Origin of the sequence: Brevibacillus centrosporus (genome assembly GCF_046622605.1) — a bacterium.
GTDB classification, from domain to species: Bacteria; Bacillota; Bacilli; order Brevibacillales; family Brevibacillaceae; genus Brevibacillus; species Brevibacillus centrosporus.
In genome coordinates, this window is sequence record NZ_CP176856.1 from 1,535,019 (window position 1) to 1,549,516 (window position 14,498).

The following is a 14,498-nucleotide window of genomic DNA, read 5'->3' on the forward strand; positions in this document are numbered from 1 at the left end:
AGCATTCATGGCACGAAGCAAGGAGTTCGACGAGCGAGCCGCATTAGATGCTGCCATGCAGGTGTTTTGGGAAAAGGGCTATGAGGCAACCTCGCTCAGCGACCTTACTGCACGAATGGGCATCCAACGGACGAGTTTGTATGCGACGTTTGGCGATAAGCAGTCTCTCTTTCTAGCATGCCTGGCAAAGTATTCGGAAGCCACCATGGCCTATTATCAAGCAAAGCTTCAGAAGGAGACGACGATTCGAGAAGCCATACGGTCTTGCTTTGCAGACATCATTGCTGCCGCCTATGAAGCCAAGCCCAATCGTGGCTGCTTCTCGATCAATACGATGGTTGAGCTCGCACCGCATGATCCCGAATTCGCTCGTATTACCAGACACAATCAAACGCAGCTGCAAGAACTATTTCAACAGGCAATCGAGCGAGGAATGGAGACGGGGGAGCTTGCCGAGAAACTGGATGCGGCGGCAGTATCGCGATCGCTCGTTGTGTACATGGCTGGACTTTTGGTGACGCTGAAGTCAAAGCCGGAAAGAGAATTCGTGGAGGACTCTTTGTCCACCTTACTACAATTGCTGAAATAGGTTTGTCGCCGCTCGTGTATCGCTGCTCTCCTTGGTGATCTCCCATGTGACTCTATTTGTTTAGCATTCCGCTTCATTCACAAGACCATATCTGGAGGGAAAAGCCCATGACTACTGCCTTGGACATATTGTTTCAACCGATTGAGCTTGGAGGTCTGAGGCTTGCGAACCGCATTGTAATGGCTCCGATGACTCGAGCCCTTTCTCCCAATGGTGTGCCTGGTGAGAATGTGGCCGCTTACTACCGCAGACGCGCGGAGAATGGCGTAGGCTTGATCGTAACGGAAGGCACGCTCATCAACCATCCAGCGGCGACGGACAATCCGAATGTGCCGAATTTCCATGGGGAAGCAGCTTTGCAAGGCTGGGCAAAGGTCGTAGAGGAGGTCCATGCTGCCGGCGGGAAAATCATTCCGCAAATTTGGCATGTCGGTATGACGCGCAAGCCGAACTCCCTCCCTCATCCGGAAGCTCATTCTATTGGTCCATCCGGTTTGACGCTCGAGGGGAAAAAAGTCGAGGAACCCATGACAGAAGAGGAAATCACGCAAGTCATTGCGGCATTTGCCCAAGCGGCGGCTGATGCCAAGAAGCTGGGCTTTGACGGCGTCGAGCTTCATGGGGCACACGGCTACTTGATCGACCAGTTTCTCTGGGAGCGGACGAACCAACGCACGGACCGTTATGGTGGAGACCTGGTAGAGCGGACTCGGTTTGCAGCGGAAATCGTGGCTGCATGCCGCGCCGCGGTAGGACCCGATTTTCCGATTGTCCTGCGACTGTCGCAGTGGAAATCCGCGCAATACGATGCGAAGCTGGCGAAAACGCCAGAGGAGCTGGAGCAGCTGCTGAAGCCGCTCGTCGAGGCAGGCGTCGACATTTTCCATTGCTCTACGCGCCGTTTCTGGGAGCCGGAATTCGAAGGCTCTGACCTGAATTTCGCGGGCTGGACGAAAAAGCTGACAGGAAAACCCGTCATTACGGTGGGCTCAGTAGGTCTAAATGAAGAGTTCATGCAGCTCTTTAGAGAAGGAAAAGGCGCGGATGTGGCTGACATCGATGGCTTGCTCGAACGTTTGGAAAGAGGCGAGTTTGATCTGGTTGCTGTCGGGCGCGCGCTTTTGGCTGATCCTGCTTGGGCGGCTAAGATCCGGGACAATCGACTGGATGAGCTGATCCCATTCCAGGCTGAAGCTCTGAAAACACTGGTTTAAGCGTAAAGCTTTTACCTGAACAATGAGAAACACGCCCCACACAGGCGTGTTTTTTCATGCAGAAGAAGCTTTTCCATATTTGGCTTACCCAGGTTAACGGATCATGGCAGTGGAAGCATTTGGCCTTTCACGAACTCCTTGATGGGAAATTTAAAATTCGATATGATAGTTAGGTATTTTATAGAAGCGGAGAGAGAACTGCTCTCATCACGTATATTTCATCGAAATACTTACTTACGCAATAGAAAAATACAGAGACAAAAGGGAGATACTATTGAAAATCAACAAAAAATATGAAGCAATTCTGTTCACCTTTTTTATGGCACTGGGGATGTCCTGCATTATTTCCTTTTATATGATGCTGATCAATTTCGGCTTTAACGCGGAGTTGTTGGGCAAATGGCTGAAAGCTTGGCCGGCGGCGTTCATGTTCGCCTTTCCGTGTGCGTACATGTTTCCGAAGCTTATTCGCAAGTATATTATGAGAAAAATCACATTTATCGAAAGCAAATGATACGAAAAAACGCAGCCCGTGGAGGTTGCGTTTTTTTCGGTCCACTCGTCTAGAGAAATGGACGAATGCTCTCTTTGAGAACTGTGGTTGGATGCCCCAGCAATTGCTCCAGGCTGCGGGAGACGCTGGACGTGTTGATCTGCCGTAAAAATCCGTACAGCCAGCTCTCCATCTCGGGATTCTCCTGCAGCACAAGCGGCTTTCCACTCAGCTCGGACAAAGCAGCTGTCAGGTCATGAAATGTCCACGGATGGGAGGCGGTGAGCTCGTTGGTTTTGTTGAGATGCTTCTTTGGCTCTGCAAGAACAGCAGCAATCCCTTTGGCCAGATCAGCGCGAGAGACCGCATTGAAGCGCCAATCACCAGGAGGGACGGTGAGGCAGCCATTTGCCACGGCGGAATGGAGCGGAAGAGAACCGACAAAGTCCATGTACAAGGCGTTCCGCAAAAATGTGAAAGGAATCCCGGTGTCGAGGATGGCTTGCTCGGTAGCCAGATGAAGATCCGCCAGGGAGCTTGCGCCAGGAGCGGGAAACGCAAAGCCCGTATACAGAATGTGTGAGACGGACGCTTGCTTTGCCGCCGCAATCACTTGGGAATGCTGCTGCAAGCGTGCAGCATTATCCAGTATCGGGCTGGAAATCAGGAGGAGCTGTGACACGCCTTGAAAAGCTTGGGCAAGGGAGGCGGGTTGGTCGTAATCGCAGAAACGAATGTCTGCTCCTCGCGCTTGATACGCATGCATGGCTTGTGGATTTCGTACGCAGGCAATGATATCCCGGGCAGGTATGTGGTCGAGGAGGTGGGAGAGGATGAGAGTTCCAAGCTTTCCGTTTGCACCTGTAATGGCAATCGACATCGATCTGTTCGCCTCTTTTCACTGGTATATAGTTAAGTTCTTAACTAAATGGACATAACGATAGAGCTCTACCCCCGCCGGAGTTTGTTTAATAAGGAAAGCAATTGGCGCTGCTCTGTTTCATCGAGAGCATGTATGCTGTCTTCGATGCGCTGACGATTGCCAGGCAAATGCTTCAGCAAAACATTTTGCCCCGCAGCTGTAATGGTAATGACCGTTTTTCTTCCGTCGACTGCATGAGGTTCTCTGCGGATCCATTGTTCGCTCTCCAGAGGTCCGAGCAGGAGGCTGATATTGGCTTTGCTCACACCGATGCGCTCGGCGAGCATCGAGGGGAGGAGCGAGCCGCCTTCCTTCATGATCTCGACGAGGATGCGAATTCTTGCCCCGGTCAGCCCCTGCGACTGCCAATATTTTTCGGAGTGGTCGACGAGCTTGGCTGTTGTCTCGACCAGAGCGAAGAAAACGGTAGAGGGCATCGGCAATTCCTGGACGTATTTTTGCAAATCCTCTTTCATTGTAAACACACCACCGAAAAAATAGTTAAGGTCTTAACTATATGAAGCTTACAGGAACTGGATGAAAACTGTCAAGATGCATGCAGTTTTGTGGTACGTTTTTGTTGTTAATGATAATCATTATCATATATAATAATCACAATCAATTCGCACAGTGAAGCACGTAGTAGGAGGGATAGGAGTTGTCCTTTCAGGATCAATTGATGCTGTGGAATCACGCGGCTCTTAAGGTAGTGGACGTTCGCCGCAGTATCCTCGCGCCGGGAGAGGTTCTTCCCCCGTCGAAGCTTGCGGCAAGCACATTTCTATGTACAGTCAGGGGACGGGCGCAGCTGTGGCTGGATCAAACTCCTTATGCGACCGATCTTTATCCCGTTTGTCATACAGGGAAGGGGACGTCTTATACAGTCGTGGAGGTAAGCGAACCGCTCGAATATTATATGATCCTCTACAAGGCAAGCCTGATTATGCCAAGCAGGGAAGAGCTGCTTCGGATGCAGAGAGCGAGTGATCCCTTTCAAAGTGCGTTTGGATTTGCCCCGCATGCCCCGTTTTCTCTCCTGGCTACGGTAGAAAAGCTGTACCAGCAGTGGCTAAAAAACAGTGCCCTCGACAAGCTTCATGCCAAGGCGCTGTTCCATCAGTTTATCTATGAAACGCTTCAGCAGCTTTCTGTACATAAAGAAACGGCAACCTCGCAAAGATTGCTTGAACAAGCAGTCCAATTCATGGAAGAAAATTATGCCCAAAAGATTTCCTTGGATCTACTGGCAAATCAGCTAGGCTGCAATCCGCGGCAGCTGCAACGCTTGTTCAAAGCAGAGCTGCAAATCGGTCCCATGGAGTACTTGCTTCGGCTGCGATTGGAGAGGGCAAAAGATTTGCTTACGCGGATGCAAGCGCCTTTGATTCAAATCGCGGAGGCGGTGGGCTATTCAGACAGCTATTACTTCAGCCGGATGTTCAAAAAGTACAGCGGGCTTTCCCCCTCACAGTTCAGAGAACAAGCTGGTTGTCGTGATAATCCATCCGATTTGTCGCCATCGTACATTGTGTCCCAAAAAACGCCCATGTATAGTGTTACTGACGAGAATGCGATTCATTATCAATGCCAAAACACAGGCTCGTCGCCTATCACCAGTGAAGCTCATAGATTGGCCCAATCCAAGGGGGGAGTGACAGAAGCAACATACCGAACAATCAGTCATCGAAAAGGTGAACTAGACCTCGCTCATACGCCTGAAAAGATAGTCGTATTGGATTATCAGTATATTGATCAATTGTTTTCGTTGGGACATTTGCCGATCGGAAGTGTCTTCGGTACGAGTGATACGTCGGTCTTATTGCCGGAGAACCTATCGGGAAAGCTCGAAGGAATCAAGCGTTTAGGGACAAAGGATGAGCCAGATCTGGTCGCCATCGCCGAGACATCACCTGAGTTGATCATTTGCACGCAGATCCATGAGCATTTATACGAAGAGCTTGTCGCAATCGCGCCAACCGTTGTGCTGGATAGAAATGAAGATTGGCGAGTCTCGCTCCCCGTCCTGGGAAAAATGCTTGGAAAAGAGAAAGAAGCGCAGAAAGTCATCGATGATTTCAATCAGAAAATCGTCTCTTTGAAAGATGCGCTAGCTGCCAAGATGAATGGAAAGACCGTCTCTTTGATTCGCCCCAGGGACAATATGATCAGACTGCATACAACCGCGCATCGAACAGCCAAAATCTTGTATCGCGATCTCGGAATGGCAGCGCCGTCTATGGCAATAGACAGCAAGAGGACGAGTTCGTTTATCGGACTTGATGCGATGACAGAGCTGAATGCCGATCACCTCTTCGTTCTGAAGGACGATTCAAACGAGGAGCTGACTCGTGAATACCAGAAGTCTGCAATCTGGAAAGGCCTTCGCGTGGTGAAAGCCAATCAGGTGAGCACGTTCAATACCACGATGTGGATCGGTTACTATGGTCCGATTGCCATTAACCGGGTAGTGGATCAGATCGCAGAAGCGTTGCTGTAAAAGAAGCCGAATCCATGTCCCCGAAAAGGGAGCGCTTGTCATGAAAAACGATCTGCTTGAAGCAGATGAATGGGAGTATTTGAAGAAGCATTTTCGCATGAACGAGGCATCCGCTCTACAGCTCACGCCAACCCATCCGGCTGCTCATTTGCTGGATGAGGAGAAGTGCGCAGGCTATTTGGATCAAATGACAGCGTTCATGGCGTCGCCTTCTAGAAAGGTGACCGCCTCTTTGCTTGCGAAGCGATATGCGTTTCTGACCGTCGCCCCGACGCTGTACGCGATGACCATGTACAACAAAGGGCTGGATGCATCCATCGGGAATTACTGTCTCGTCTTATCCGAGCAGTCGAGCGATCCGTGGCTGTCTCATATGGGCATGCGGACTTTGGCGGTTAGCTCCCCGAAAGACGGGTTTCGAAACGAATGGCGTGATCGCGTCCTGGCGGGTCTATTTGCCGATAACATAGTCCCAGTCTGGCGAAATCTTTCCAAGCTGGCGAGAATCCCTCGGACGATTCTATGGGAAAACGCAGCGGTGCGATTGTTTTCGCTATACGAAAAGCGGATGGAAAAAGAGGCAACGGGTGAGATCATCGAGCGCATACGGGATGACTTCTCGTATCTGGTAAAGCTAGCGCCACCCGCACTCTTTGGTGAAGACAGCCATCCATTTGCTCCGTTTTACGGGGAAGAGCCAGCTGTCCATGCTTCCAATCGACCAGCGCGCATCCGAAAAACATGCTGCTACTATTATCAGGTCGCGAAAGACGAAGATTATTGCGATGCTTGCCCGAGAGCGAACAGGCGATGACATAGGGAAAGGATTGTGTCATCCACGTGGAAAAATGGAAGCGGAATCTGTACATATTGTGCTCCGGACAATTTTTGACCATGTCGTCCCTAAGCTGTGTCACGCCTTTTCTACCGCTTTATTTACAGCAGATGGGGCTTACGGATCCAAAGGAAGTGCTGTCCTGGACCGGGCTGATTTACGCCGCCAATCTCGTCACTGCCTTTTTGTTTTCGCCGATATGGGGAAAGCTCGCTGACCGCTATGGACGCAAATCCATGCTCGTTCGCTCCGGTATCGGGATGGCGGTAACCATTACGCTGATGGGGTTTGTGACAAGTCCGCTACAGCTCCTGATCCTGCGGCTGATCAACGGTATGATGACAGGCTTTAGTCCTGCGGCCATCGCCTTTACGGCTACGAACACTCCACCGGAGCGGAGCGGTTATGCCCTCGGTATTTTGCATGCGAGTGCGGTAGGTGGAACCATCTGCGGACCGCTGCTGGGGAGCCTGCTTGCTGTACATTTCGGTTTTCGCGCTGTTTTTAGCTCAACCGGCCTCTGTATCTTGCTTGCTGCTATTATAGTAATTTTTTGGATAACGGAGAGCTTTGAGAAGAAGGAACGGAATGGGGAAAAAACAGATTTTGTACAAGATTTCCGGCAAATTGTAGCCAGAAAGCCGATCGGTGCTTTGTTTGTCTCCGCCGCTCTAGTTCGAGCTGCGATGGTAGGAACGCTGCCGCTCATTCCGCTGTACGTGCAGCAGCTGGTGCCTCACCAGGACAACGTGGTCATTTTGGCGGGAGTGGCTACAGCTGTAATGGGCATTGCCAACATGCTTTCGGCCCCCCAGCTGGGGAAGTGGGGAGACAGGTTTGGCTCGGAACGCGTTTTTAATCTGGCAGTTCTCGGCACGATCACGTTCTCGATCCCGCAGGCGTTTGTCCAACAGCTGTGGCCTTTCATTGCCCTACGCTTTTGTACAGGAGCCTGTCTCGGCGGCATGATGCCTTCCTTGCACGTTTTGATCCGCCAGTATGCCCCGAAAGGGATGGAGAGCAGGACATACAGCTACCACAACTGCGCGGTGTTTTTGGGAGGGATCGCAGGGACGTTTCTGATGGGGGCGATTGCGACGCATTTCGGATTGTCTCTCATTTTTATCGGGCAGACGCTCTTGCTGATTGTCAACCAGCTGTGGATGCGCTTGCTGGTAGTGCCCAAGCTTCTTGTCAGCGCGGAGAAATAAAAATAAAAATGATGATACTCATTAGGGGAGGAACTACAAGTGATTCGTTCACAAAAATGGTCTTGGTTATTGATCGCCATGCTGCTGTCGGTAGCTGTGCTTGCAGGATGCGGAGGAAAACAGCAGGAAGCGGCTCCTGCACAGCCAGCACAAACGCAGCCAGCGGCGCAAGCACAAACAACGCCGGCGCCAGAACCGACAAAAGAAGCAGACAAACAGGATGTCAGAGTCATTAAGCATGCGATGGGTACGACAGAAGTAAAAGGAACCCCGCAGAAAGTCGTTACCCTTTTCCAAGGCGCGACGGACACGGCTTTGCTCTTGGGCGTCAAGCCTGTGGGTGCGGTTGAATCGTGGATTGAGCAGCCTTGGTACAACTACATCAAAGACAAGATGGACGGCGTGACGAATCTAGGGAATGAAAATCAGCCGAATATAGAAGCAATCGTTTCCCTTCATCCGGACTTGATTATCGCTTCCAAGACTCGTCACGAAAAAATCTATGATCAGCTGTCTGCGATTGCGCCAACCGTCATGACAGAAGAGGTGCATATTTGGAAGGATACGCTGAGCCTCTCAGCAGAGGCAATGAACAAAAAGGCGGAAGAGGCCAAATTTTTGGAGGAATGGTCGAAAAAAGTGGCTGATTTCAAAGAGAAAATGGGCGACAAGCTGAAGCTGCAAGTGGGGATCGTCGACTTCCGTCCCGATCATGCACGTATCGTTTACACAGGTTTCTCTGCACTGGTCCTAGATGAGCTGGGAATTTCCCGACCGATGAACCAAAAAGGGGAAGAGTGGGGAGTGAAGCTTACTTCCAAAGAGAACATTTCGCAAATGGATGCAGACATTCTGTTTGATCAGACCAGTACGACTCGCGATGATGGGCGGATGGATTTGAGAAAAGAATGGACGGAGCATCCGCTATGGAAAAACCTGCGTGCTGTAAAAGAAAATCGCGTCTTTGCGGTAGATACAGCAGTATGGAATAACGGTTCGGGTCCATTGGCTGCGCTCGGCATGGTGGATGATCTGTACGAATTTTACCAATTGAAATAATGCGCGAGAAGAAGGCTGTTGACCAGCGATGGTTTCAACAGTTTTCTTCTGCTCTGAAAAATAAAAAGGCGAGGAAGGATTTTTGTGCGTTCATACATACACAAGACCTTTGTCAAAGCAATCGGGCTTGCGATCGGCATCCTGCTCCTTTTGCTGTTGTTTGTCGCCAGCATTGCCTGGGGTACCACGCCGATCAGCTTTCAAACGGTCATCGAGTCCTTTCTTCATTACGATGGTTCCTCGGACGCACATGTCATCATCCAGACGACTCGGCTCCCGCGTGCCATTTATGCAGCGCTCATCGGTGGGAATCTGGCGGTGGCAGGTGCACTGATGCAAGCTCTGACCCGCAATCCACTCGCGTCACCCAGCATCTTTGGCATCAATTCCGGGGCGGTGTTTTTTGTGGTTCTGGCCTTGGCCTTTTTGCCCGTCTCTTCGATGGATCAACTGATCTGGGTTGCCTTTTTCGGTGCAGGGGTGGCTGCCTTATCCGTCTATTTTCTTGGCTCGCTGGGCCGAGACGGCATGACGCCGATCAAAATCGTGCTGGCGGGCTCGGCCATGTCAGCACTGTTTGCTTCCTTCACGCAAGGCATGCTGGTGCTTGATGAATCGGGCTTGCAAAACGTACTGTTCTGGCTGGCGGGCTCGGTAGCGGGAAAGGATTTGGACGGACTGCTTCCCGTGCTGCCGTATATGCTGGCGGCAGGTATTTTGGCGCTCGCACTCGGGCAGGCGGTTAACATTTTGTCTTCGGGCGAGGATGTCGCTAAAGGCTTGGGACAAAAAACGGTTCTCGTCAAAATGGCGATTGCCGCAGCGGTCATTCTCTTGGCAGGAAGCTCTGTTGCCGTGGCAGGGTCCATCGGATTCGTTGGACTTGTCATTCCGCATATTGCCCGGTTTTTTGTCGGAGTGGATTATCGCTGGGTCATTCCGTATAGCGCAGTGCTGGGCGGTATCTTGCTGTTGATCGCAGATATCGCGGCACGCTTTTTGATCATGCCTTCGGAAATGCCGCTCGGAGTGATGACCGCGTTGGTAGGAGCGCCGTTTTTTGTCTACACGGCCCGCAAAGAGTATCGTGCAAAGGGGGCAGCCCAATGAATCGGCTCTTTACGATGCGTAGCAAAACGGGGCGTTTTTCCTTTCTGGTGGATAGGAAGACCGTAGTTATTCTGACTGTATTGTTTGTCTGCACAGTAGCTGGTTTGATCTTGAGCATCCAAGCGGGGAGCAAGACGATTTCTTTCGGGGATGTGGTTCTAACGCTGTTAGGACAAGGCACCCCGGATAACAAGCTGGTAATCGGAACCCTACGTATGCCTCGCGTGATCCTCGCCGTCCTCGTAGGAGCTGCACTAAGTGTGTCCGGAGCGCTTCTGCAGGGTGTGGTGCGCAATCCGCTGGCTTCCCCGGATATTATCGGAATTACAGGAGGAGCGGCGTTCGCGGCTGTCGCCTTTATTACTTACACGGCCGGTGCCGTGAGTGTGAGGTGGCTCCCGTTAGCCGCATTTTGCGGAGCCGCACTGGTGTCTGCCCTCATTTATTTTCTGGCATGGAACAAAGGAGTCACCTCGACACGACTCGTCTTGATCGGGATCGGCGTAGCCGCGACGACCAGTGCGCTGACCATGCTTATGCTCGTCCTCAGTCCGATTACGGCAGCCAGCAAGGCGTATATCTGGATGACGGGAAGCATTTATGGTGCGTCCTGGGAAAATGTGTACTCGCTGCTTCCGTGGGTCCTCATTTTTATTCCCGTCGCCCTTCTGTATGCTCGCAGCGTCAACGTTCAGGAGCTGGGGGACGACATGGCGAGAGGCCTGGGAGCATCTGTGCAGCTTCATCGTGTCATCCTGCTGTTTATCAGTGTGGCACTTGCAGGCTCGGCGGTTGCGGTAGCGGGAGCGATTGGATTTATCGGGCTCATCGCCCCGCATATTGCGCGCAAGCTCGTTGGATCTGCACATGGGGGACTAATTCCGGTAGCGGCATTGATCGGCAGTCTGATGCTGCTGCTGGCGGATACTGTTGCCCGCACGTTGTTTCAGCCGCAGGATATTCCTGCAGGGGTCTTTACCGCTAGCATAGGGGCACCCTTCTTTATTTACCTGCTCTACAAAAATCGCAATCAATAGAATCTAGGTTTCAGGCGGGATCGCAAAATTGCAAACGGGGAGCCAGGCGCCTTCTCAGGTTTGACTGGAGGATCGATCGCTCCATTCAAAATATCGCAATCGAGAAGAAGCGCCCTGTCAAATTTTTCATTACGATAGGGGCATGGCAAGGGAGTAAAGGGAACTCCCGCGAAAAAGGAGGAATCTTTTTGTACACGACGATTTCCAAAGGCCGTCTGTGGACGGCTCGAATCATGTCCGGACTGGTGATCCTGTTTATGCTGTTCGATAGCATCATGAAGTTTGTTCAGCCTGCCCCTGTTGTGGAGGGAACCCTGCAGCTCGGGTATGCCGAGCATCATATCGCGGTGATTGGCGTTCTCGGACTGATATCTACTCTTTTGTATCTATTTCCACGCACGACGTTTCTGGGCGCAGTCCTGTTAACCGGCTATTTTGGCGGCGTTATTGCTACCCATATTCGGATGGATGCCCCGCTGTTTACGCACACCCTATTCCCGGTGTACTTGGCGGTGCTGATGTGGGGCGGGATATGGCTGAGGCATGAAAAGGTCCGCAATCTCGTGCCCTTTGCCAAGAACGAAGGATGAGTCCATCAGGGGAAAGGGAACAAGGACAATATTCCCTTTTGGAAATAGGTGGTTGACAGCCCCAAGATCACGGCATATAATTTCAATTATCAAATAATTAAATGTTGTGATTAGAAATAGTAGATCTGAACCGATCTTTCAGAGAGCCGTTGGTTGGTGCGAAACGGCAGTATCGTTCATTTCGAACTCGTCTATGAACTGCTGCCTGACAATGTAGGGTAAGCCGGATTTCCACCGTTATTTAGGATAGATGGTGATAGCCATCGAATTGAGTTCATTTCCTAGTGAGATGAAGTAGAGTGGTACCGCGGGATATACCTCGCCTCTATACGTAGAGGCGGGGTTTTTTTGTACAGTAAGAATTATAAGATTCTTATCCAGTATAAGGGCAACTAAGCTCCGCAAAAGGCTTGGCGGAGCAAGTTTTCTAATTGGTTAAAGACCGGGTTTAACCAATCCCGCTTGAACATATAGATAACCGAGACATTGGAGGAGGATGGAAAGATGACAAGAAAAATTATTATGCTGGATACGACTTTGCGTGATGGAGAACAGGTGCCAGGTGCCAAGCTGAACGTACATCAAAAGGTGGAGTTTGCCCAACAGCTGAAACGTCTGCAGGTGGATATGATTGAAGCGGGATTCCCGGCTTCCTCGGAGGGGGATTTTCTCGCTGTACAGGAGATCGCTCGCAGTGTAGGAGATGCCGTCACCATTACGGCACTGGCGCGCGCAGTGAAAGGTGACATCGACGCTGTTTACAACAGTATCAAGCCTGCTCAAGATCCATTTATTCATATCGTACTCGGCACATCGGATATTCACGTGGAAAAGAAATTCAATCGCTCGAAGGACGCTGTATTGCAGCAAGGGGTCGATGCGGTCAAATATGCGAAAACATTGCTTCCAGCCGTACAGTATTCTACCGAAGATGCATCTCGCTCTGAATTTGAATACTTGTGGAAAACGATCGAAGCAGTGGTGAAGGCAGGGGCTACGATTATCAACGTACCGGATACGGTCGGCTACGCGGTTCCTGAGGAATTCGGCGAGCTGATCCGAAAACTGAACGACCGTCTCAAAAACCTGAACCCGGACGTCATCCTCAGCGTGCATTGCCACAACGACCTCGGCTTGGCGACCGCGAATACACTTGCTGCGATCAAAAACGGGGCAGATAAGGTGGAATGTACCATCAATGGCTTGGGTGAGCGTGCGGGTAACACATCGCTGGAAGAAGTCGTGATGGCACTGAAGGTACGGGAAAACTACTACCAAAGCGGAACCAATATCAAGACGAAAGAGCTTCTGCGTACTTCGCGCTTGCTCACCTACTTGACAGGTCTCGATGTCCAGGTAAACAAAGCGATCACGGGTGATAACGCGTTTGCTCACTCATCCGGTATCCATCAGGATGGTTTGCTCAAGGATAAACAGGTGTACGAAATCATGTCGCCGGAGGAAGTAGGCGCAGACAGCATGGAGCTGATCCTGACCGCCCGTTCTGGACGCCATGCCTTCAAGAACGCTGTAGAAAAAATGGGCTTTGATGCAAGCGATGCCGAGGAGTTTGAAGAGCTGTTTGCGAAATTCCTCACCCTGGCTGATGCGAAAAAAGAAGTATACGACCACGATGTCTTTTATCTGGTGACCAACCACCGCACGATGGACACGCGAAACAGCCATCTGTACGAATTGGAATCCTTCCAAGTCGTGACCAATGACATGTATCCGACAGCGACAGTCAAGCTGAAGCGCGGGGAGGAAATCTTCAAGGAAAGCGCGGTTGGAGACGGTCCGATCGATGCCCTGTACAGCGTCATCAAAACACTCGTGGGTCTTGATGTTGAGCTGAAGGACTACAAAATCAACAGCATGTCCCGCGGAAAGGAAGCGATCGGTCGCGTCAATATCCGCATCGAATACCAAGGCAAAACATACTCGGGTCGCGCGATGGACACCGACATTATCAAAGCCAGTGCGATGGCGTTCCTAAACGGAATCAATGCCGTGCTGCTGGATGTGGCAAACGAGAGCTTGAGCCTAGTGGAGCAGTCCTAAGAAGGTGTGTTCTCACAGAAGAAAGGTTGCTTGGTCCCCTTAGGGAGGCCAGCAACCTTTTTCTAGTCGTTCTGGGAGCGGAGGGTTCAATGCTTAAACTCCACATGATCAATACGGGCATTGACGAGAGTAAGCAGCTGCTCTGCCATGTACGCAGCCGAATATTTGAAATTCGTTTCCGCCCAGTACATGATCATTCCGATCGTAGCAGACATTTGATAGCTGAGCATGATTTCGTAATCGATCGGCGGGTCGGTTTTCTCCATTTCGATGTGCATGTCCCGGCGCATGGCTTCGCGCAGCTTGTGATTCATTTCAAAGTAGATGCTTTTGTCCACCGCGTGCAAGGCCATGAACACGTCCTTGTTCTTTTCGATATGGTCAAATAGCTGCAGGCTGGACGGATAGAATTGCGTGGCTTCCACTCGCTTCATCCCTTCGTAGGGGGCGAGCAGCGTGTTGGCAAAACCGTTCAGGAATTCCTCGCGAATATCTTGCAAGAGCTCCTCTTTGCCAAGATAGTGGTTGTAAAACGTTCCGCGATTATAGTCAGCTCGTTGTGCAATATCTTGAATGGTAACAGACTCATAGCCTTTTTCTAGAATCAGGGCGACAAAGGCCGATTTGATCGCTTGGCGTGTTCGTTTCGTTCTGCGGTCTAGTGGTTCCATTTTGGAAGGGATCCTGCCTTTATGGGATAGGTTTCCTCTATTATATCGCAACGGATACGGCAAATGAACTTGCATGGAAATTGAACAATTCGCACCGAAATGTACAAAATCGCAAGGATTCTAGACGTACGCTATTGCTCGTGTCGGGTAGTGGACAGTGGGCAAAGGAATGCTTATTGAGGGCTCCGCTGATCGAGAGGTATCCTAGA

At 51.0% G+C, this 14,498-nt stretch carries 14 protein-coding genes and 1 other annotated feature; of the genes, 11 read left to right on the top strand and 3 right to left on the bottom strand.

The window, feature by feature from the left end; translation table 11 throughout:
- Window positions 1-7 precede the first annotated feature (7 nt).
- The 3 genes from ACLIN2_RS08065 to ACLIN2_RS08075 all read left to right on the top strand — a co-directional run bounded on the left by ACLIN2_RS08065 (window position 8) and on the right by ACLIN2_RS08075 (window position 2,317).
- Window positions 8-589, top strand: a complete 582-nt coding sequence (locus ACLIN2_RS08065; RefSeq protein ID WP_411503721.1) for a TetR/AcrR family transcriptional regulator — start codon at window positions 8-10, stop codon at window positions 587-589.
- A 107-nt stretch (window positions 590-696) separates the two neighbouring features.
- Window positions 697-1,803, top strand: a complete 1,107-nt coding sequence (locus tag ACLIN2_RS08070; RefSeq protein ID WP_411503722.1) for an NADH:flavin oxidoreductase — start codon at window positions 697-699, stop codon at window positions 1,801-1,803.
- A gap of 274 nt (window positions 1,804-2,077) precedes the next feature.
- Complete coding sequence (locus tag ACLIN2_RS08075) at window positions 2,078-2,317, top strand: DUF2798 domain-containing protein (RefSeq protein ID WP_411503723.1); 240 nt, start codon at window positions 2,078-2,080, stop codon at window positions 2,315-2,317.
- Between the two features lie 49 nt (window positions 2,318-2,366).
- Here the strand turns inward: ACLIN2_RS08075 and ACLIN2_RS08080 are convergent, their stop codons facing one another.
- Both ACLIN2_RS08080 and ACLIN2_RS08085 read right to left on the bottom strand, forming a co-directional pair.
- Window positions 2,367-3,176: an NmrA family NAD(P)-binding protein gene (locus ACLIN2_RS08080; RefSeq protein WP_411503724.1), complete on the bottom strand. Its 810-nt coding sequence runs from the start codon at window positions 3,174-3,176 to the stop codon at window positions 2,367-2,369.
- A 68-nt stretch (window positions 3,177-3,244) separates the two neighbouring features.
- Window positions 3,245-3,694, bottom strand: coding sequence for a MarR family winged helix-turn-helix transcriptional regulator (locus ACLIN2_RS08085; protein WP_411503725.1), 450 nt, complete (start codon window positions 3,692-3,694; stop codon window positions 3,245-3,247).
- Between the two features lie 182 nt (window positions 3,695-3,876).
- Here ACLIN2_RS08085 and ACLIN2_RS08090 point away from each other — a divergent pair, with 182 nt between their 5' ends.
- From ACLIN2_RS08090 to ACLIN2_RS08125, 8 genes are all read left to right on the top strand, one after another.
- Entirely contained in the window at window positions 3,877-5,715 is a 1,839-nt protein-coding gene (locus ACLIN2_RS08090; protein WP_411503726.1) for a helix-turn-helix domain-containing protein, read from the top strand.
- Between the two features lie 40 nt (window positions 5,716-5,755).
- The gene (locus ACLIN2_RS08095; RefSeq protein WP_411503727.1) at window positions 5,756-6,529 is read left to right on the top strand and encodes an IucA/IucC family C-terminal-domain containing protein; all 774 of its coding nucleotides are present in this window, start codon (window positions 5,756-5,758) and stop codon (window positions 6,527-6,529) included.
- A 26-nt stretch (window positions 6,530-6,555) separates the two neighbouring features.
- Window positions 6,556-7,761, top strand: coding sequence for an MFS transporter (locus ACLIN2_RS08100; RefSeq protein WP_411503728.1), 1,206 nt, complete (start codon window positions 6,556-6,558; stop codon window positions 7,759-7,761).
- 39 nt (window positions 7,762-7,800) lie between these two features.
- Window positions 7,801-8,820 carry an ABC transporter substrate-binding protein gene (locus ACLIN2_RS08105; protein WP_411503729.1) on the top strand — a complete coding sequence of 340 codons (1,020 nt, stop codon included), beginning with the start codon at window positions 7,801-7,803 and terminating at the stop codon, window positions 8,818-8,820.
- An 84-nt stretch (window positions 8,821-8,904) separates the two neighbouring features.
- Window positions 8,905-9,930: a FecCD family ABC transporter permease gene (locus ACLIN2_RS08110; RefSeq protein WP_411503730.1), complete on the top strand. Its 1,026-nt coding sequence runs from the start codon at window positions 8,905-8,907 to the stop codon at window positions 9,928-9,930.
- Window positions 9,927-10,967 carry a FecCD family ABC transporter permease gene (locus tag ACLIN2_RS08115; protein ID WP_411503731.1) on the top strand — a complete coding sequence of 347 codons (1,041 nt, stop codon included), beginning with the start codon at window positions 9,927-9,929 and terminating at the stop codon, window positions 10,965-10,967. The genes ACLIN2_RS08110 and ACLIN2_RS08115 overlap by 4 nt, the downstream gene beginning before the upstream one ends.
- Window positions 10,968-11,155: 188 nt before the next feature.
- Complete coding sequence (locus ACLIN2_RS08120) at window positions 11,156-11,557, top strand: DoxX family protein (protein ID WP_092266513.1); 402 nt, start codon at window positions 11,156-11,158, stop codon at window positions 11,555-11,557.
- A 97-nt stretch (window positions 11,558-11,654) separates the two neighbouring features.
- Window positions 11,655-11,887 (top strand) — a binding site (T-box leader).
- Window positions 11,888-12,061: 174 nt separating this feature from the next.
- A complete protein-coding gene (locus ACLIN2_RS08125) occupies window positions 12,062-13,618 on the top strand; it encodes a 2-isopropylmalate synthase (RefSeq protein ID WP_328204047.1) in 1,557 nt (518 codons plus the stop codon).
- Window positions 13,619-13,704: 86 nt separating this feature from the next.
- On the opposite strand, the gene ACLIN2_RS08130 is transcribed toward ACLIN2_RS08125, so the two are convergent.
- Window positions 13,705-14,289, bottom strand: coding sequence for a TetR/AcrR family transcriptional regulator (locus ACLIN2_RS08130; protein WP_411503732.1), 585 nt, complete (start codon window positions 14,287-14,289; stop codon window positions 13,705-13,707).
- Between the last annotated feature and the right edge of the window lie 209 nt (window positions 14,290-14,498).

Excerpts from the sequence above, each read along its gene's own strand:
- ACLIN2_RS08065 (WP_411503721.1), top strand. The coding sequence starts at position 8 with ATGGCACGAAGCAAGGAGTTCGACGAGCGAGCCGCATTAGATGCTGCC.
- ACLIN2_RS08070 (WP_411503722.1), top strand. The coding sequence starts at position 697 with ATGACTACTGCCTTGGACATATTGTTTCAACCGATTGAGCTTGGAGGT.
- ACLIN2_RS08080 (WP_411503724.1), bottom strand. The coding sequence starts at position 3,176 with ATGTCGATTGCCATTACAGGTGCAAACGGAAAGCTTGGAACTCTCATC.
- ACLIN2_RS08085 (WP_411503725.1), bottom strand. The coding sequence starts at position 3,694 with ATGAAAGAGGATTTGCAAAAATACGTCCAGGAATTGCCGATGCCCTCT.
- ACLIN2_RS08095 (WP_411503727.1), top strand. The coding sequence starts at position 5,756 with ATGAAAAACGATCTGCTTGAAGCAGATGAATGGGAGTATTTGAAGAAG.
- ACLIN2_RS08115 (WP_411503731.1), top strand. The coding sequence starts at position 9,927 with ATGAATCGGCTCTTTACGATGCGTAGCAAAACGGGGCGTTTTTCCTTT.
- ACLIN2_RS08125 (WP_328204047.1), top strand. The coding sequence starts at position 12,062 with ATGACAAGAAAAATTATTATGCTGGATACGACTTTGCGTGATGGAGAA.
- ACLIN2_RS08130 (WP_411503732.1), bottom strand. The coding sequence starts at position 14,289 with ATGGAACCACTAGACCGCAGAACGAAACGAACACGCCAAGCGATCAAA.